The following is a 17,472-nucleotide window of genomic DNA, read 5'->3' as shown; positions in this document are numbered from 1 at the left end:
GTCTGCCTATGTCCCTGCGCGTGTACCTTCGCACAGCCCTGTTCGGGCTGTGCTTGTCCCTCTCGTTCGCGGCCACCGCGAACGCCGCGGCCGAAGCGCCGACCACCGCCAGCATCCAGCACAGCCTCGACAAGATCGCCGAGCGCAAGCTGCCCGAGGCCGATCAGAAGGCCCTGCAGCAGGTGCTCGAACAAACCCTGAGCCTGCTGGCCACCAAGGAAGACAACGAGCGCAAGTTGGCCGCGCTGAAGCAACAGCTGGCCGGCGCACCGAAAGAAACCAGCGACAGCCAAAAAGAATTGGCCCGGCTCAAGGAAAGCAAGCCGCAGCCTGTCGCCCAGCGCTATGCCACCCTCTCGGTGCCCCAGCTGGAGCAACTGCTCAGCGAGCGCAGCACCCTGCAAGGCGAGCTGCAAAAGGCGCTGTCCGAAGCCAACAGCCTGATCATCAATTCCCAAACCCGCCCAGAGCGCGCCCAGGCCGAGATCAGCAACAGCCAGGCCCGCTCCCAGCAAATCAACAATGCCCTCAAATCTGGCAAGGACAACGGCAAGGCGCTCAACGCCGACCAGCGCAACCAGCTCAGTGCCGAGCTCGCTTCGCTCAACGCGCTAACCCTACTGCGCCGCCAGGAGCTGGCCGGCAACAGCCTGCTGCAAGACCTTGGCAACGCCCGCCACGACTTGCTGATCGAGCGCGCCGCACGCCTGGAGCAGGAGATCCAGGACCTGCAGACGCTGATCAACGACAAGCGCCTGGCTCAATCCCAGGAAGCGGTCACCCAGCAGTCGATCGAAGCCCAAAAGGCCGGCGGCAGCAGCCTGTTGGCCACCGAAAGCACGATCAACCTCAAGCTGTCCGACTACCTGCTGAAAAGCACCGACCGCCTCAACGAGCTGACCCAGCAGAACCTGCGCACCAAACAGCAGCTCGACAGCCTGACCCAGGCCGACCAGGCCCTGGACGAGCAGATCAACGTGCTCAAGGGCAGCCTGCTGCTGTCCAAGATCCTCTACAAGCAGAAGCAGACCCTGCCGCACCTGAAGGTCGACCGCGACCTCGCCGACCAGATCGCCGACACCCGCCTTTACCAGTTCGAAATCAACCAGCAGCGCGAGCAGATGAGCAGCCCGGTCACCTACGTCGACAAGCTGCTGGCCAACCAGCCGCCGGAAGACGTCACGCCGCAACTGCGCAAGGCCCTGCTGGAAGTGGCGATCACCCGCACCGACCTGCTGGAGCGCCTGAACCGCGAACTGTCGGCGCTGCTCAACGAATCGATCACCTTGCAGCTCAACCAGAAGCAGTTGCTGGGTACGGCCCAAGGCCTGCGCACCACCCTCGACGAGCAGATGTTCTGGATCCCCAGCAACAAGCCGCTGGACTGGGACTGGCTGCGCTATGTGCCTGAGCGCTTTGCCAGCCAGGTCGCCGACCTGCCCTGGGGTTCCGGCCTCAAGGAGCTGGCCGATGGTTTGAGCCAGCGCCCGCTGCTGTTCCTGCCGCTGCTGCTGGTGATTGGCGCCCTGCTGTGGCGGCGCAAATACCTCTACCTGCGCTTGAGCAAGGTCCACCAGGACATCGGCCACTTCCGCCGTGACAGCCAGTGGCACACGCCCCAAGCCATCCTGATCAACATTCTGTTGGCGATGCCGGTAAGCCTGGGCCTGGCCCTGTGCAGCTATGCCCTGCAGATCGACGCCCGCGGGCAAAACGCCAACCTCGGCGCGGCGCTGTGGCAGTTGGCCCAGGCCTGGCTGGTGTTCTACACCGCCTACCGCATCCTCGCCCCTGGCGGCGTGGCAGAAGTGCACTTCCGTTGGCACAAGCCGCAGGTCGAATTCCTCCGGGGCTGGGTGCGCAGGCTGGGCACCGTGGTGCTGGCACTGGTCGGCGTGGTGGCGGTTGCCGAGCACCAGCCTTCTGCACTGGCCGATGATGTACTCGGCATCGGCGTGGTGCTGACCTGCTACGCGCTGATGGCCTGGCTGCTCAGCCGCCTGCTGCTGAGCAGCCCGGCGCACCGCGACACGTCGCTGTTCCGCAAGGCCGTCGGCGTGGCGTTCACCGCCCTGCCGATCGCCTTGTTCGTGGCCGTGTGCTTCGGCTACTACTACACCGCGCTGAAGCTGACCGACCGGCTGATCTACACCCTTTACCTGCTGCTGTTCTGGCTGGTGATCGAAGCGGCGTTCGTGCGGGGCCTGTCGGTGGCCGCACGGCGCCTGGCCTACCAGCGCGCCCTGAGCAAACGTGCAGCGGCCAAAGAAGGGCTGGATGGCGAAGTCATCACCGAAGAGCCGACGCTGGACATCGAGCAGGTCAACCAACAGTCGCTGCGCCTGATCCGCCTGGCCTTGCTGGGTGGCTTCATTGCCGGCCTGTACTGGGTGTGGTCGGACCTGATCTCGGTGTTCGCCTACCTCAACAACTTCACCCTGTACGAATACACCAGTGGCACCGGCACTGCCGCCAGCATGGTGCCCATCAGCCTGGGCGACCTGCTCGGCGCGCTGGTGATCGTCGGCATCACCTTCGCCCTGGCCGGCAACTTGCCGGGCTTGCTCGAGGTGCTGGTGCTGTCACGCCTGAACCTGGCCCAGGGCAGCGCCTACGCCACCACCACGCTGCTGTCGTACACCATCGTCGGTATCGGCATCGTCAGTACCCTGTCGACCCTCGGCGTGAGCTGGGACAAGCTGCAGTGGCTGGTAGCGGCCTTGTCGGTTGGCCTGGGCTTCGGCATGCAGGAGATTTTCGCCAACTTCATCTCCGGCATCATGATCCTGTTCGAGCGCCCGGTGCGCATCGGCGACACCATCACCATTGGCAACCTGTCCGGCACGGTGAGCAAAATCCGCATCCGCGCGACCACCATCACCGACTTCGACCGCAAGGACATCATCGTCCCCAACAAGACCTTCATCACCGGCCAGTTGATCAACTGGTCGCTGACTGACACGGTCACCCGGGTGACCTTGAAGCTGGGCATCGACTACGGCTCCGACCTCGACCTGGTGCGCGACCTGCTGCTCAAGGGTGCCCATGAGAACCCGCGGGTGCTCAAGGACCCGGAGCCGATCGTGTACTTCCTCAACTTCGGCGAAAGCTCGCTGGACCACGAACTGCGCATGCACGTGCGTGACCTGGGCGACCGTAACCCGACGCTGGACGAGATCAACCGCTACATCAACCGCGAGTTCAAGGCGCATAACATCAAGATCTCGGTACGCCAGGTCGAGGTGTTCCTGATGGATCAGAAGGGTGGCAAGCAGCAGTTGATTCCGCTGGAGCAGCCGAAATCGGATGGCACTGAAGCGGTATAAAGGGGCTCGAATACCGTATTCTGTTCTGAATCCTTGCGAGGGCTGCGCCCTCGATCGCAGGCAAGCCAGCTCCTACAGGGGGCTGCGCTAGCCATCAGGCGATGGGCCGCGAAGCGGCCCCCTTGGCACCGATTTCCAGGAGCAACCCGTGAAAGCCCTCGACCAACTCAGCTTCGACAACCGCTTCGCCCGCCTGGGCGATGCGTTTTCCACCCAGGTCCTGCCCGAACCTATCGCAGACCCGCGCCTGGTGGTGGCAAGCGAGTCGGCCATGGCCCTGCTCGACCTCGACCCCGCGCAAGCCGACTTGCCGGTGTTCGCCGAGTTGTTCAGCGGCCACAAGCTCTGGGAAGAAGCCGACCCACGCGCGATGGTCTACTCCGGCCACCAGTTCGGCTCGTACAACCCGCGCCTGGGCGACGGCCGTGGCTTGTTGCTGGCCGAAGTGCTGAACGATGCGGGCGAACATTGGGACCTGCACCTCAAAGGCGCTGGCCAGACCCCGTATTCGCGCATGGGCGACGGCCGCGCCGTGCTGCGCTCGTCGATCCGCGAGTTTCTCGCCTCTGAAGCCCTGCACGCCCTCGGCATCCCGACCAGCCGGGCGTTGTGCGTGATCGGTTCGAGCACCGCGGTTTGGCGTGAAAGCCGCGAAAGCGCGGCCATGCTCACGCGCCTGGCACAGAGCCATGTGCGCTTCGGCCATTTCGAGTACTTCTACTACACCCGCCAGCCCGAGCAACAACGCGTGCTGATCGACCATGTGCTGGAGCAGCACTACCCCGAATGCCGCGAGGCCGAACAGCCCTACCTGGCCATGTTCCGCACGATCGTCGAGCGCAACGCCGAGCTGATTGCCCGCTGGCAAGCCTATGGTTTCTGCCACGGGGTGATGAACACCGACAACATGTCGATCCTCGGCATCACCTTCGATTTCGGCCCCTTTGCCTTCCTCGACGACTTCGACGCCAACTTCATCTGCAACCACTCCGACGACCGTGGCCGCTACAGCTACAGCAACCAAGTGCCTATCGCCCACTGGAACCTCAGTGCGCTGGCCCAGGCGCTGACCACGGTGATCGAAGTGGAACCGCTCAAAGAGGCGCTGGGGCTGTTCTTGCCGTTGTACCAGGCGCATTACCTGGACCTCATGCGCCGGCGCCTGGGCCTGACGACCGCCGAGGATGAAGACCTCGCCCTGGTCGAGCGCCTGCTGCAATGCATGCAAAAGGGCGGCGTGGACTACACCCTGTTCTTCCGCAAACTGGGTGAACAGCCGGTCGCCGAGGCGCTGAAGGTCGTCCGCGACGACTTCATCGACCTGCTGGCTTTCGACGCCTGGGGCGCAGACTACCTTGCCCGCTGCGCGCGTGAGGCCGGCAACGGCGAAGGACGGCGTGAACGCATGCATGCGGTGAACCCGCTGTACGTGCTGCGCAACTACCTGGCGCAGAAGGCCATCGAAGCGGCCGAGGCCGGGGATTACAGTGAAGTGCGCCGGCTGCACCAGGTGCTGAGCCGGCCGTTCGAGGAGCAGGCCGGGATGCAGCCATACGCCCAGCGCCCGCCGGAGTGGGGCAAGCACCTGGAAATCAGCTGTTCATCGTGATGCCTGGAAGGTGCTTGCCTTGAGGCTTTCTGTGCCTGTAAGACCGAGCGCCGCGCGGGCGGCGCTCGGTCTCTGCCCCACCACAACGCCCACGCCCTACCCTTGAACCCCTAAGCGTTTTCTTCCAACAACGAATGCAACGCCACAAACTGCTGGGTCAGCTTGTGCCGTGGTTCCAGGTGAATCAGCGGCAAGCTGGCGTGGTGCGACTCGCGCATCTTCACCGAACTGCCCAGGTAAACCGGTAGCACCGGCAGGCCTTCGGCCAGCAGTTCGTCGAGCATCTGCTGGGGCAGGCTGGCGCGGGACTGGAACTGGTTGACCACGATGCCCTCGACCAGCAGGTCCTCATTGTGGTCATCTTTGAGCTCTTCGATTTCCGCCAGCAGGCCGTACAGGGCCTGGCGCGAGAAGCTGTCGCAATCGAAGGGGATGAGCACGCGATCGGCCGCGATAAGCGCAGAAACCGCATAAAAATTCAGCGCCGGCGGCGTGTCGATGTAGATCCGCTCGTAATCCTCGTCCAACTCGTCGAGCAACTTACGCAGCTTGTTGATCTTGTGCTTGGCCTCAAGCTTGGGCTGCAGGTCAGCCAGTTCGGCGGTGGCCGTCACCACATGCAGGTTGTCGAATGGCGTTTCGTAGATATCGACCTTGTTCTTTTTGCTGAAGGGCCCGCTGGACAGGCTTTGCTTGAAGAAATCGGCGATCCCCATGGGGATATCTTCACCCGTCAGGCCGGTGAGGTACTGAGTCGAGTTTGCCTGGGCATCCAGGTCGATCAACAAGGTCCGGTAACCTTCGCTGGCACTGACCGCCGCCAGGTTACAAGCGATGCTCGACTTGCCCACGCCACCTTTCTGATTGAACACCACGCGCCGCATGAGAGACCTCCGTGTATCAACGAATGCCCGAGTATGTGGTGGCTCGCCAGCGAAGGCCAGCGGCAATTGTCGGGTGATGATGGCGAACTGATCGCGATGCCTGGGCGCCACTACGAAGGCTTCGTGACCTGCCCGGTCAACAGCTCGGCAAACGCCTTGGCCATCGCTGAGCTGCCGTGTTCGCGCTGCACCAGCCACACCGCGGTCATCGCGCCTTCATCCAACAAGGTGCGGTACACCACACCCTCGATGCGCATGCGCTGGAACGAGGCCGGCAATACCGAAACCCCCAGCCCCGCAGACACCAGGCCGATGATGGTCATCGCCTCCCCCGCTTCCTGGGCAAAATGCGGGCTGAACCCGGCGTGCCGCGCCAGGCTAAGCAATTGCGCATGCAGCCCGCTGCCATAGCTGCGCGGAAAGAACACGAACGGCTCATGCGCCAGGGAGGCCATGCTCACCCCCTGCTCCGTGCCCACGGCCAAGGGGTGCGAGGCATTGATCACGGCCACCAGCGGCTCGCGAAACAGCTCGGTCGCCACCAGGCCCTCCGGCAACGGCATGGGCCGCATCAGCCCCACCTCGATGGACTCGTCAAACACCGCTTCAGCCACATCACGGCTGCTCAACTCCTTGAGGTTCAGGTGCACGGCCGGGAAGCGCTGACGAAAGGCATGGATTGCCTTGGGGATTTTCGAGGTGAACGGCGCCGATGACGTGAAGCCGATCTTCATCTCGCCGAGCTCCCCCAACTGGGCGCGCCGGGCCACATCGGCCGCTTTCTCGACCTGCGCCAGCACCTGGCGTGCTTCCTCCAAGAACAACCGCCCCGCCTCGCTCAATTCGACCCGACGATTGGTACGGTCGAACAAACGGGCACCCAGCTCCTGCTCCAGCGCCTGGATTTGTTGGCTCAACGGGGGCTGCGAAATACCCAGCTGCTGGGCCGCGCGGCCAAAGTGCAGCTCTTCTGCCACAGCAATGAAGTAACGCAGATGGCGCAGTTCCATGATCGGCTCCAAACAAGTCGCTAAACGTCTTAAATAGGTCGAACAATATATTAGATCTAATCATTAGCCAGCTATATGCTTTTTTCATTGCGCCAGAGGTACCCGCCCGTGAAAACTGCTGTAGCTCCCCTTCCCGTCGACCCAGAACCTGCCCCCCTTAACGAAATGTGGATCGAGAAAGGCACCCCCGCCTTCATGAAGACCGTGCTGGCCCTGTTCAGCGGCGGCTTCGCCACCTTCGCCCTGCTGTACTGCGTACAACCGATGATGCCCCTGCTGTCGCAGGAGTTTTCCATCAACGCGGCGCAGAGCAGCCTGGTGTTGTCGGTATCGACTGCCATGCTGGCGTTCGGCCTGTTGATCACCGGGCCGATCTCCGACCGCCTCGGGCGCAAGCCGGTGATGGTGTTTGCGCTGGTCTGCGCGGCCCTGTCGACCTTGGCCAGCGCGGTGATGCCGACCTGGGAAGCGGTATTGGCGACACGTGCACTGGTCGGCCTGTCATTAAGCGGCCTGGCGGCAGTGGCCATGACTTACCTGAGCGAAGAGATCCACCCGCAGCACATCGGCCTGGCCATGGGCCTGTACATCGGCGGCAATGCCATCGGCGGCATGAGCGGGCGCCTCATCACCGGGGTACTGATCGACTTCGTCAGCTGGCACACAGCCATGCTGACCATCGGCGGCCTGGCACTGGTCGCGGCGCTGGTGTTCTGGAAGGTCCTGCCTGAATCACGCAACTTCCGCCCGCAGGCCGTGAACCCTCGCAGCCTGCTGGACGGCTTCGTCATGCACTTCAAGGACGCCGGGCTGCCTTGGCTGTTCCTCGAGGCATTCCTGCTGATGGGCGCCTTCGTCACGCTGTTCAACTACATCGGCTACCGCCTGCTGGCAGGGCCTTACCACATGAACCAGGCGCTGGTCGGCTTATTGTCGGTGGTGTACCTGTCGGGTATCTACAGCTCTGCGCAGGTCGGCGCACTGGCGGACAAGCTGGGGCGGCGCAAGGTGTTCTGGGTCAGTATCGTGGTGATGGCGGGCGGCTTGCTGATGACCTTGGCCAGCCCGCTGGTGATGGTGATTCTCGGCATGCTGGTGTTCACCTTTGGCTTCTTCGGTGCCCACTCGGTGGCCAGCAGCTGGATCGGGCGGCGGGCGTTGAAGGCCAAGGGCCAGGCTTCGTCGCTGTACCTGTTCTGCTACTACGCAGGGTCCAGTGTCGCGGGGACCGCGGGTGGGGTGTTCTGGCATCAATGGGGCTGGAACGGGATCGGCCTGTTCATTGGCAGCCTGCTGGCGGTGGCGTTGCTGGTGGCGTTGCACCTGAGCCGCCTTCCCGCCAAGACAGCCTGATCATCGCCTCGCTTCAGGCCTCGCTCAATGCCAGCGCAAAGCGGGCCTGAAGCCACTCACCGTCTACGTGCAGCTGGATGTTGCGCACGCCTCCGGTGTCTCGGCCCAGGCTGTGCAGCCAACTGAACACCGCAGCAGGCGGGCCTTGCAGGCTGATATCCACCTGCTCCGCCCGGGTTTCCAGCGCGGTGATGGAAAGCCCGGCCACACGAGCGCTCTCGCTCAGGCTGGCGGGGGTAAGCCGCTCGACCGAGCCTTGCGAACGCACCGGCGCCCGCGAGACACGCTGCAGTTGCGCGCCCAGCGCCTGCGCTCGCAGCAGTTTTTGCTCAGCCTGCTGCAGGCGGGCCTGGGCCGGTAGCCAAGCGAGTTGCCAGGCCGCGATAAACGCGAGGCCCCACAGCGCAACGTTCAATGACGTGCGCCGGCCAGCCGGTAACTGCTGCCATTGGCGCACCCATACCGATTCATGCCAACGTTTCATTCGGCCTCCTGCCACGAGAGCGCAGCCCGTACGCCGTGTTCAGCCTGGCTTGCATGCTCCACCAGCAACCCGGGAACCCGTTCGCGAAGGCGCTCCAGGTCACCAAAGCCTTGCGCGGCAACGTCCATGCGCCAGCTGCCAGCGGGGTCTGATTCGGCCCGTTCGAGGGTGACATTCCCGGCGGAGACCAGATGCTCGGCAAACCACGCCAACCGCTCCACAGCGGTCGAGGGCATGGTCCGCTGTTCAAGAGCAACGATGCGCGCCGCCAGATCAGGCCCCACTGGCTGATCGGGCGCCCAACGCTGAAACGCCATGACGTTTTCGGCCTGCTGCTGTGTTGCACGCTGCAAAACCCATTCGGCACGCAAGTAATCGGCAACGCTGGCCATCAGCACGATCAGCGCCAGCCCTGCCGCCAACCCATGCCAGCCTGGGCCCTTGCGCCGTCGACGCAAAGCGCCCTGGCGCAGGTCGATCGCGCCCGCACGCCCTTGCACCAGGGTAGCCAGGGCGCTAGGGATCGGGTGGTTGCACAGCGCCATGCCCGGGTGGTGTGTTTCGGCCATCCAGGCCATGCGCGGGAGCTGACGCGCCAGTAACTGAGCGGCGTCGGCACTGACTGCCAGACGCGCGCAGCCACCGCCGCCGAGCAGCCATCGCCCCTCGAACCACAGCGCGCACGCTTCATTGCCTCCCAGCAGGTCGGCGTCGACATGCACAGCAACGGGGTCGATGCCCTGCGCCTGCAACAGCGACAGCAGCTGCTGAAAACCTTCCAGCGCCACCATCAAAACCCTTCTGCAGCCCTGCTCATCCGCTGCCCCGAATGCCAGGTGAGAGGTTTCCAGCGGGGATGCCAGCTGTTCTTCGGCGGCATAGGCCAGCGACTCGCGTCGGGGGCGCTTGCCAGGCACTGGCCCGATCACACAGCACCCGGCCATTTCCATCGGCACGATCACCACCACCGCTGCACCTGGCAGCGCTGCCGGTAGGTCGCCCAGTTGCGTTCGCTGCTCCAGGCCCTGCGCCGTGCGCACAATCACTGGCCACGAGGTATCGGCTGCGGCCATACCCTCGGCCAGCAGAAACAGAAAAACTTCACTCATCTGGCCTTAGCTCCGGCTGTGCAGAAAAAACACGACGCACCACCCGAACCTGGTCGGTGTTCAGGTCGATTTCCACGTCGCTGTAGAGGTACATGCGCTTGTTACCCAGCACGGCCTGGACCTCCAGGCGGAACCATCGGCTGGCTGTTGTCAGGCCATGGTTTTGAATGCCAAGGCCGATGAGTTCGGGCAGCGCCAAGAAGCGCTGGACGCTGGGGTACCCCGCGGCGGGGCGCACATCCACCAGGCGCTGTGCAACCGATAACTCCACCCCCTCCAGTGCTCCGAGCATGCGCGCCGAGGCCGTGTTGACGTTGAGCGCCGCCCGAGGTGGCAGCGCCACTACCCACGGCTGCAAACGCGTCATCATCTCGCCGCTGACACCCGGTAGCGCCCGCAACTGGGTAGGGTCGAGCAGCGGCTTGCCGGCCAGTGCGTCCAGCGCAGGTGGCTCGATCTGCAATGAATGGCAGAGGCGCTGCCACCGTTTGAGCAGGACCGGGTCGAGTGTTTTCCCCGCAGTCAGTGCAGCCAGGTTAAACCGCCCAGAGAGGTCTTCCAGGCGTAGTTGCACGCGCCCTTCTTGGACATCCAGCGTTTGTTTTCGCGCCCAGGGCTGGCCGCCATGGGTCACCTGCAGCAGGGTGTCACGCTGCTGCTTCAATTCAACCAAGGCGAGGCGCTCTCCGGCGTGTGCGAGCTGTTGCAGGCGTGATGCCTCGATTTGCTGACGGATGCCCCCGATCAGCCCCTGTTGGCTGCGCAACATGCCGGCAACCATCAGGGTCAGCAGGGTCATGACCAGCAACACCGTGATCAACGCCACGCCGCGCTGTCGCGCCCGGCTCACAGGCTGCTCCCCGCCAGCGGCAGCACGCGGCGTATCCCTTGCAAACGCTGGGTCGACAAGGTGATTTCGAGGGCTTGGGGTGGATGCACCTGGGCCGGCGGCCAGCTGGTTTGCCACCCAGCGCCGTTAGCGTGTAACCGCCAACGCAATTCGACGACCCCTTCGAGCAGCCGCTGAGGCTGCCCCACGCCGTGTTCCAGCGTGCGACGTTGACGCCACAGCACGCCGTCCGCCAGCCAGTACTCGACCACTCTCAGGTCGCTGCGTGGCAACGGCTGGCTATCGCGCTCAGCCCCTAGCAGCCAGCCTACCCGCTGCTGTTCCAGCTGCACGCTGTAACCTGCGCGCCTGCTCTTTGGCGCAGGCCAGTAGCTCTGCAGGGCATCACGCTGCAGCACACTCATGGCCCGGCCCAAGGCCCGTAGTTCATCGGCTTGCGCCTGACGTACGCTATCGGCCCGCACCAGTGCGTCCAGCAGCAGGCTGCTGCCGGTCGCGAGCAAGGCAAAGATGGCCAGCGCCAACAGCAGCTCCAGCAAGGTAAAACCCTGCTGGCCACGGGCACCGTCACTGCGTGGCATCGCCAGCCTCCAGCCAGCCCGTGGCCAGCTGCAGGGGCTGCGGATCAGCGGCCAGGCCCACGCGCACGTCAACTTCGACAAGAGCCGCTTGAGCCAGGCGCCGCCTCGACTCGGCCACGACCCAACTGCGCTGGTCGAAACTGACTTCCAGCGTGCGACGCCCAACAGCCGATGGCGCCTGCAAGCGTAATTCGGTCAAGTGATTGTCGGCGATCCAGCTGGCGAACAAGCGATCACGCCCCCCTTGCGACTGCGCCAGCACATGCTGGGTGGCAGAGGTCACTGCCGCGGCCAGCACGGCGAACACCGACAATGCCACCAGCACTTCCAACAGGGTGAAACCGCGTTCAGCGTTCGAGCCAGGGGTCATTGAGGCCATCGCTCGTGAGGGAGGCAAGGCGCACGCCCGCCTCATGAAAGTGCAATGAAAACGGGGTGTATTCATCGGTGCTGGCAAATACCAGTTGCGCGCCGCTGGCTGCCCCGTGAAGCACCACCGCCACGCCGTCGATTTCCAACTGCAGGTCCAGCTCGATGGCGCGCCGCTGGCCCGCCGCCGCCCACACCTGCCCCGCGCGCAGCATCAATTGGTAGCCATGGGGATCGATGCGTAGCCCCAGTGCTTGCCCTTCGAGCACCGCTTGCTGCCTGGCATGCTGCACCACTTGCAGGAGCAGGCCGGCTTCTCGATAGGCCAGCCGTTGCCGATCCCCCCCACCCGCCAGCCCTGCCATGCCATGCCCAAAGCAATGCCTGCCAGCAGCATCACCAGCAACAGTTCAAGCAAGGTAAAGCCCCGCGAGCGGCGCAATGTCATTCGGCCCAGTTTCCGATATCCGCATCCCTGTCTTCGCCGCCCGGTTGGCTGTCAGCGCCCAGCGAGTACAGGTCATAGCCCTGTCCGGAGCGCGTGCCGGGGTTGGCGTACTGATAGGGGGCACCCCAAGGGTCGGACGCAGCAGTCTTGAGGTAGCCTTGCGTATTCCACTGGCGTGGCAGCGGGGCCACGGTCGGGCGTTTGACCAGCGCTTGCAGGCCTTGGGCTGTGGTCGGGTAGCGCCCGTTGTCCAGGCGGTAGATTTCCAGCGCAGTGGAGATGGACTGTATATCGGTGCGCGCTGCCGTGAGCTTGGCGTGATCCGGGCGGCTCATGACATTGGGCAGCACCAGCGCCCCCAGTACGCCCAGGATGATGACCACGACCATGATTTCGATAAGTGTGAAGCCGCGTTGCAAACGCCGTGTAGAGCCAAGGGGCATGTCAGTTGACCAGTTGATTGAGGTTGAGAATGGGCAGCAGGATGGCCAACACGATGAACAGCACGATGCCACCCATCATCAGCAGCATCAGCGGCTCACACAGGCTCACCAGAAGCGAGATCCGCCCGGCGAGTTGTTTTTCCTGAAGGTCGGCGGCGCGTTCGAGCATGCTTTCAAGTTCGCCTGCCCGTTCGCCGCTGGCGATCATGTGCAGCATCAGTGCAGGCAATGCCTCGCTGCGCGCCAGGCTGCTGGCCAGGGACGCGCCTTCGGCGACCTCGCGGGCGGCCGTTTGCAAACGCTCACGCAACACCAGGTTGCCGACCACCCCGGCGCCGATGCTCATGGCCTCGACCAGCACCACGCCGCTTCTGCCCAGAATCGCCAGGGTGCTGACGAAACGCGCGGCGTCACTGGTGCGGACCAGCTCCGCAAAACCCGGCAGGCGCAGCGCAATCGCATGCCAATGCCGCCGCCTTGCTGGCGCACGAAGCGCCAGGGCAATCACCGCCGCAAGCACCAACAACAGCACCACGGCCAGCAGGCCGTAGCGGCCGGTCGCATCGCTGAGGGCGATCAGTACTTGAGTTGCCAGGGGCAGTTGGGCATGGTCGCGGGCAAACGCCTGCACCACGTCAGGCACCACGTAGCCCAGCAGAAACCCTACGACCAGCAGCGATACGATCATCAGGATCAGCGGGTAGACCATCGCCAGCTGGACTTTCTGGCGCAGGGCCTGCTGGTTCTCGCCATGCCCGGCCAGGCGTTCGAGCACACCGGCCAGGTCACCCGAACGCTCGGCTGCCGCGACCGTTGCGCGATACACCACCGGGAAGGCCGAGGGGTAGCGCGCCAGCGCGTCGGCCAAGGTATTGCCTTCGGCCACACGCTCGGCCACGCCTAGCATTACCTGCCTGACTTGACGCTGGTGCTTCTGCACCGCTACTGCGTGCAGGGCCTCGGTCAACGGCATGCCCGCCTGCAGCAAGGTCGCCAGTTGCCGGGTCAACAGGCAACGACGCGCGAGGTTCAAGCGGTTGCTGCTGCGCACGGACGCAAAGGGCGATGGCCGTTGCGCCTCAATCGTCAAGACCACCAGCCCTTGCTCACGCAATTGCTGCCGCGCCTGGCGCGCACTGGTGGCGTCCAACGTGCCGCGCTGGCGGGCGCCGGCAGCGCTCTGGGCTTGATAACGAAAAACGGCCATGCTCAGTCCTGGCCCGTCACGCGCAGCAGTTCCTCGACGCTGGTCTGGCCAAGGCACACACGCTCGACGCCATGCTGGAACAGGCTCGGCGTATCGCTGCGGATCAGCTCACGCATGTGCGCCTGCGAGGCACGCCCGTGAATGGCCTGAGCCAGTGCGGGGTTGACCACGACCATCTCGTGCAAGGCCACGCGCCCGCTGTAGCCCAACTGGCACTCAATACACCCTGCGGCCTTATACAGTTGCGTGGGTAACGTCGCGGGGTTGCCCAGGGCATTCGCCGTAGCGTCGTCCACTGCGTAGGCGACCTTGCAGTGCGGGCACAGCACCCGCACCAGCCGCTGGGCCATGACACCGGCAAGGGAAGACGCCAGCAGGCAGGTATCCACGCCCATGTCCGCCAAACGGGTAATGGCCCCCAGGGCACTGTTGGTGTGCAGGGTCGAGAGCACCAGGTGCCCTGTCAGCGAGGCCTGCACGGCGATATCGGCGGTTTCCCGGTCGCGGATCTCACCCACCATGACCACGTCCGGGTCCTGGCGAAGAATGGCCCGCAACCCGCGAGAAAAGGTCATCTGGACCTTGGTGTTGACCTGCGTCTGGCCGATGCCGGGCAGGTGATATTCGATGGGGTCCTCGACGGTGAGGATGTTGCGCGACGTCTGGTTGAGCACCGAGAGCGCCGTGTAAAGCGTGGTGGTCTTGCCGGAGCCGGTCGGCCCGGTCACCAGGAAAATGCCGTGGGGTTTTTCCAGCATGCCCAAAAACCCACGGCGCACCGACGCCTGCATCTGCATGTGTTCCACGTCCAGGCGCACCGCCTGTTTGTCCAGCAAGCGCAGCACTACCCGCTCACCATGGGCAGCGGGTAAGGTCGACACCCGCACATCCACTTCATGGCCTGCCAGGCGCAGGCTTATGCGACCGTCCTGCGGCACACGCTTTTCGGCAATGTCCAGGCGAGCCATGACCTTGATTCGCGATACCAGCAACGCGGCCAGCGCCCTTGGTGGCGTCAGCACTTCACGCAGGACCCCATCGATGCGCATGCGCACGCGCAACTGCTGCTCGAAGGTTTCCAGGTGAATGTCCGAGGCGCGCGACCTGACGGCTTCGCTGAGCAACGCATTGAGCAAGCGGATGATCGGCGCGTCGTCCTGTTGATCGAGCAGGTCGCTGGTCTGCGGCAACGCCTCAGCCAGGCGGGTCAGGTCGATTTGCTGGTCGAGCCTCTGGATCACCGTCTGCGCCGCATCCTGCGCGCCGCCGTAGCAAAGGGCGAGCTGCGCGGCAAACTCGCCTTCATCCACCAGGCGCAACGGCCAGTGGTTGCCCACCAGGCGCAACGCCTCTGACAGCGCATCCAGCGATGCGTTATCGCGCATCAGCAAAGCGGGCTTGGCGGCCTGTTGGGCCAGGAGGACGCCGTGGCGCCGGGCGAAGTGGAACGGCAACAACTCACTCACAAGCCGGCCTCCTCGACAGTGGGCAGGCGGCGGACATCGAACAGGCGCTGAGGGTCTTGCGGCACGTTCGAAGGGTCGGCTGCGCGCACGTCGTCATACGCCCGGCGCCCTGCTTCGATCAGCTCAGCCTCACCACGCAAAATGGTTGGCCGCAGGAATACCATCAGGTTGGTCTTTTCCTGGGTGTCCCGGGTCCAGCGAAACAACCCGCCCACCCACGGTATGCGGCTAAGCAGAGGGACACCACGCTGCTCGGTACGTATGCTGTCCTTGATCAAACCGCCAATCACGATGATCTCGCCATCGGCCGCGAGGATGGTGCTCTTGAGCGTTCGCTTGTTGGTGATCAGGTCACCCTCGACCGTGCTCGGCGCCAGTTCGGAGCTTTCCTGCTCGACTTCCAGGCGCAGGCTGCGGCCTTCATTGATGTGCGGGCGGACCTTCAGGCTGATGCCGATGTCCTTGCGTTCGACGGTGGTGAACGGGTTGTCCGCGCCGCTGCCCGCTGTGGTGTAGGAGCCGGTCTTGAAGGGCACGTTCTGGCCCACCAGGATGTGTGCCTCCTGGTTGTCCAGGGTCAGCAGGCTTGGGGTTGAGAGCAGATTGCTCCGGCTATTGCTGGCCAGCGCGGAGACCAACAGCCCGAAGCGGTCGGAGCCTATCGCCAGCGCCGCGCCGCTGGGCAAGGCCTTCTCCGGCCCCAACAGGTTCGCCAATGAAGTACCGCTGTCAGGGAAGGTCACCCCGCCCTTCACGCTCCCGGTATCGACGCCCCATTGCAGCCCCAAGGCTTCGTTGATGTCGCCACTGACTTCGACGATTGCCGCATGTATCAACACCTGCGCACGAGGCTGATCCAGCTGCTGGATAATCTGTACCACGCTGCCCAAGGTCTGAGGCTCGCCTAACAGCACCAACGCATTCTGGCTGGTATCGGCTTTGACCATGGCCCCTGCCGCCAGCGGCTGGCCCAAGCTTTCCGTGCCCGCCTTGCCATCCAGGCGCTTGCCGACTTCACCCAGCACCTCGGCCAATTGCTCGGCGTTGCCATGCTGAAGACGCACCACCCGCCAGTTTTGCGATGACGCAGGCGCAGGGGCATCGAGGTCGTTGGTCAGTTGCGCCAGGCGTTGGCGAGCCTTTGCCGGGCCGAGAATCAACAGACGATTGCCACGCGGGTCGAGCAGCACCCGAACACCGCTGTCCGGGCCGCCCGCAGACGCTTCGACCACCGGCAGCACGTCACTGGCCTGGGCGGTGCGCAGGGTCACCAGTTCGTAGTCGTGCCGCTGGCCGCTGTCGAGTTGCACAACCAGGGCTTGCAGGCGATCGAGGTTGGCAGCCGAATCGGTAACCACCAGGGCATTGGCTGAACTGGACGGGCCGATGTAACCGTTGCTCGATACCAACGGCCGCAGCAGCCCGGCCAGGTCAGCGGCAATGCTGCCGGAGAGGGTGAATACCCGTGTGGTGAATGCCGAAGGGATCGCATCGACCTGTTGGTTGGCCCAGGCCTTGGCTTCACTGGCCGGCAGCACCAACAGCCGATCACCGTCGTTGACTGCAGCAAAACCTTGGGCATTGAGCACGGAGTAAAACAGCCGTCGAATGCCCTCGCGGTCATGCGCTTGATTGGACAGTACCGTGATACGGCCTTGAACACGCGGGTCGAGCACGATCGTCTGGTCGAGGATCGCCCCTACCTCGCGCACCACATCACGCACATCGGCGTCGCTCATTGCCAACTGCCAGGTAGGCTCATCAGCCAAGATCAGCGGGCTGGCCAGGGTCATGCAGGCACCGAACGTCGCAACGCGCAGGTATCGTTTGAAAGTCATTGCACCTCCCGCAACAAGCGGGGTGAATCAGCAGCGACACGGCCGGGGGTGGCCGTGTTACCAGTGGGGTGGAAGAGCGTGGTGTGAGTGCCAGACAGCGTTACGACTTCCTCACGGCCATCGACCCAGAGCGTGATGGAACGCACACCGATGCGCCTTAGCACACTGCCGCCCGCAAGCCTGTCGCCAACCCGGTGCACGCCTTCGCCCTCGCGGCTAGCCACCAGCGCCCAGGCATCGCCGCGGCTGGAAACAAAGCACGCCTTGAGCACGATGCCGGCTTGGTTCGAGGACTGCTGGCCAGGTGCACTGAAACCAAATGCCAGCGCCAGCGCTGCAGTGGACAGGGGCTGCTCCGGTGCAGGTGGCGCAGTGGTCGCGCGTGCCTGCACAGCAGATGCGTCGATACCTGGGCGCGCCATTTCACGCACGCCCAGGATGACCACAGCCACCAGCAGCATTGCAATCCAGGGCAGATAGGAAGAGCGTTTCATG

16 protein-coding genes and 1 pseudogene are annotated in these 17,472 nt (G+C 64.2%); 3 read left to right on the top strand and 14 right to left on the bottom strand.

Going from position 1 to position 17,472, the window contains the following annotated elements; translation table 11 throughout:
• Positions 1 to 8 precede the first annotated feature (8 nt).
• Together mscK and selO are read left to right on the top strand one after the other, a co-directional pair.
• Complete coding sequence (gene mscK / locus HU750_RS04155; RefSeq protein WP_186677130.1) at positions 9 to 3,326, top strand: mechanosensitive channel MscK; 3,318 nt, start codon at positions 9 to 11, stop codon at positions 3,324 to 3,326.
• Positions 3,327 to 3,474: 148 nt separating this feature from the next.
• Positions 3,475 to 4,935 carry a protein adenylyltransferase SelO gene (gene selO, locus HU750_RS04150; protein WP_186677126.1) on the top strand — a complete coding sequence of 487 codons (1,461 nt, stop codon included), beginning with the start codon at positions 3,475 to 3,477 and terminating at the stop codon, positions 4,933 to 4,935.
• Between the two features lie 110 nt (positions 4,936 to 5,045).
• On the opposite strand, the gene HU750_RS04145 is transcribed toward selO, so the two are convergent.
• Both HU750_RS04145 and HU750_RS04140 read right to left on the bottom strand, forming a co-directional pair.
• Positions 5,046 to 5,819, bottom strand: a complete 774-nt coding sequence (locus HU750_RS04145) for a ParA family protein (protein WP_027592366.1) — start codon at positions 5,817 to 5,819, stop codon at positions 5,046 to 5,048.
• Between the two features lie 110 nt (positions 5,820 to 5,929).
• Positions 5,930 to 6,829 carry a LysR family transcriptional regulator gene (locus HU750_RS04140; protein WP_186677123.1) on the bottom strand — a complete coding sequence of 300 codons (900 nt, stop codon included), beginning with the start codon at positions 6,827 to 6,829 and terminating at the stop codon, positions 5,930 to 5,932.
• 165 nt (positions 6,830 to 6,994) lie between these two features.
• On the opposite strand from HU750_RS04140, the gene HU750_RS04135 reads away from it, so the two are divergent.
• A complete protein-coding gene (locus tag HU750_RS04135; protein ID WP_238348879.1) occupies positions 6,995 to 8,182 on the top strand; it encodes an MFS transporter in 1,188 nt (395 codons plus the stop codon).
• Positions 8,183 to 8,195: 13 nt separating this feature from the next.
• Here the strand turns inward: HU750_RS04135 and HU750_RS04130 are convergent, their stop codons facing one another.
• The 12 genes and pseudogenes from HU750_RS04130 to HU750_RS04075 all read right to left on the bottom strand — a co-directional run bounded on the left by HU750_RS04130 (position 8,196) and on the right by HU750_RS04075 (position 17,471).
• Positions 8,196 to 8,666: a type II secretion system protein M gene (locus tag HU750_RS04130; protein ID WP_186677119.1), complete on the bottom strand. Its 471-nt coding sequence runs from the start codon at positions 8,664 to 8,666 to the stop codon at positions 8,196 to 8,198.
• The gene (gene gspL, locus HU750_RS04125) at positions 8,663 to 9,775 is read right to left on the bottom strand and encodes a type II secretion system protein GspL (RefSeq protein ID WP_186677110.1); all 1,113 of its coding nucleotides are present in this window, start codon (positions 9,773 to 9,775) and stop codon (positions 8,663 to 8,665) included. Before gspL ends, HU750_RS04130 begins: the two co-directional genes overlap by 4 nt.
• Positions 9,768 to 10,625 (bottom strand): type II secretion system minor pseudopilin, encoded by an 858-nt coding sequence (locus tag HU750_RS04120; RefSeq protein ID WP_099455594.1) that lies wholly within the window; start codon positions 10,623 to 10,625, stop codon positions 9,768 to 9,770. The genes gspL and HU750_RS04120 overlap by 8 nt, the downstream gene beginning before the upstream one ends.
• On the bottom strand, positions 10,622 to 11,206 hold the full coding sequence (gene gspJ / locus HU750_RS04115; protein WP_186677108.1) for a type II secretion system minor pseudopilin GspJ: 585 nt from the start codon (positions 11,204 to 11,206) through the stop codon (positions 10,622 to 10,624). The genes HU750_RS04120 and gspJ overlap by 4 nt, the downstream gene beginning before the upstream one ends.
• Entirely contained in the window at positions 11,193 to 11,576 is a 384-nt protein-coding gene (gene gspI, locus HU750_RS04110) for a type II secretion system minor pseudopilin GspI (RefSeq protein WP_186677106.1), read from the bottom strand. Before gspI ends, gspJ begins: the two co-directional genes overlap by 14 nt.
• On the bottom strand, positions 11,554 to 11,940 hold the full coding sequence (locus HU750_RS04105) for a GspH/FimT family pseudopilin (protein WP_238348878.1): 387 nt from the start codon (positions 11,938 to 11,940) through the stop codon (positions 11,554 to 11,556). Before HU750_RS04105 ends, gspI begins: the two co-directional genes overlap by 23 nt.
• A 29-nt stretch (positions 11,941 to 11,969) precedes the next feature.
• Positions 11,970 to 12,023 (bottom strand): annotated as a pseudogene (locus tag HU750_RS27460) (prepilin-type N-terminal cleavage/methylation domain-containing protein); the annotation flags it as partial.
• The gene (gene gspG / locus HU750_RS04095; RefSeq protein WP_099455598.1) at positions 12,020 to 12,466 is read right to left on the bottom strand and encodes a type II secretion system major pseudopilin GspG; all 447 of its coding nucleotides are present in this window, start codon (positions 12,464 to 12,466) and stop codon (positions 12,020 to 12,022) included. The pseudogene HU750_RS27460 and the gene gspG, both read right to left, overlap by 4 nt.
• A 1-nt stretch (position 12,467) precedes the next feature.
• Positions 12,468 to 13,673, bottom strand: coding sequence for a type II secretion system inner membrane protein GspF (gspF, locus tag HU750_RS04090; RefSeq protein ID WP_186677098.1), 1,206 nt, complete (start codon positions 13,671 to 13,673; stop codon positions 12,468 to 12,470).
• 2 nt (positions 13,674 to 13,675) lie between these two features.
• The gene (gene gspE / locus HU750_RS04085) at positions 13,676 to 15,139 is read right to left on the bottom strand and encodes a type II secretion system ATPase GspE (RefSeq protein WP_186677087.1); all 1,464 of its coding nucleotides are present in this window, start codon (positions 15,137 to 15,139) and stop codon (positions 13,676 to 13,678) included.
• Complete coding sequence (gspD, locus tag HU750_RS04080) at positions 15,136 to 16,977, bottom strand: type II secretion system secretin GspD (protein WP_186677085.1); 1,842 nt, start codon at positions 16,975 to 16,977, stop codon at positions 15,136 to 15,138. The genes gspE and gspD overlap by 4 nt, the downstream gene beginning before the upstream one ends.
• Complete coding sequence (locus HU750_RS04075) at positions 16,974 to 17,471, bottom strand: hypothetical protein (protein ID WP_186677077.1); 498 nt, start codon at positions 17,469 to 17,471, stop codon at positions 16,974 to 16,976. Before HU750_RS04075 ends, gspD begins: the two co-directional genes overlap by 4 nt.
• Position 17,472 lies beyond the last annotated feature (1 nt).

This window comes from Pseudomonas sp. SWRI50, from assembly GCF_014269095.1.
In the GTDB taxonomy this organism is placed as follows: domain Bacteria; phylum Pseudomonadota; class Gammaproteobacteria; order Pseudomonadales; family Pseudomonadaceae; genus Aquipseudomonas; species Aquipseudomonas kermanshahensis.
Note: the sequence above shows the minus strand (reverse complement) of the source record. Positions and strands in the feature narration are given on the sequence as shown.

Coding starts and splice junctions, on each gene's coding strand:
- gspL (WP_186677110.1), bottom strand. CDS start 9,775: ATGAGTGAAGTTTTTCTGTTTCTGCTGGCCGAGGGTATGGCCGCAGCC.
- HU750_RS04075 (WP_186677077.1), bottom strand. CDS start 17,471: ATGAAACGCTCTTCCTATCTGCCCTGGATTGCAATGCTGCTGGTGGCT.
- HU750_RS04145 (WP_027592366.1), bottom strand. CDS start 5,819: ATGCGGCGCGTGGTGTTCAATCAGAAAGGTGGCGTGGGCAAGTCGAGC.
- gspF (WP_186677098.1), bottom strand. CDS start 13,673: ATGGCCGTTTTTCGTTATCAAGCCCAGAGCGCTGCCGGCGCCCGCCAG.
- gspJ (WP_186677108.1), bottom strand. CDS start 11,206: ATGCCACGCAGTGACGGTGCCCGTGGCCAGCAGGGTTTTACCTTGCTG.
- HU750_RS04105 (WP_238348878.1), bottom strand. CDS start 11,940: ATGGCAGGGCTGGCGGGTGGGGGGGATCGGCAACGGCTGGCCTATCGA.
- gspI (WP_186677106.1), bottom strand. CDS start 11,576: ATGACCCCTGGCTCGAACGCTGAACGCGGTTTCACCCTGTTGGAAGTG.
- HU750_RS04135 (WP_238348879.1), top strand. CDS start 6,995: ATGTGGATCGAGAAAGGCACCCCCGCCTTCATGAAGACCGTGCTGGCC.
- HU750_RS04140 (WP_186677123.1), bottom strand. CDS start 6,829: ATGGAACTGCGCCATCTGCGTTACTTCATTGCTGTGGCAGAAGAGCTG.
- mscK (WP_186677130.1), top strand. CDS start 9: ATGTCCCTGCGCGTGTACCTTCGCACAGCCCTGTTCGGGCTGTGCTTG.
- gspG (WP_099455598.1), bottom strand. CDS start 12,466: ATGCCCCTTGGCTCTACACGGCGTTTGCAACGCGGCTTCACACTTATC.
- gspD (WP_186677085.1), bottom strand. CDS start 16,977: ATGACTTTCAAACGATACCTGCGCGTTGCGACGTTCGGTGCCTGCATG.
- HU750_RS04130 (WP_186677119.1), bottom strand. CDS start 8,666: ATGAAACGTTGGCATGAATCGGTATGGGTGCGCCAATGGCAGCAGTTA.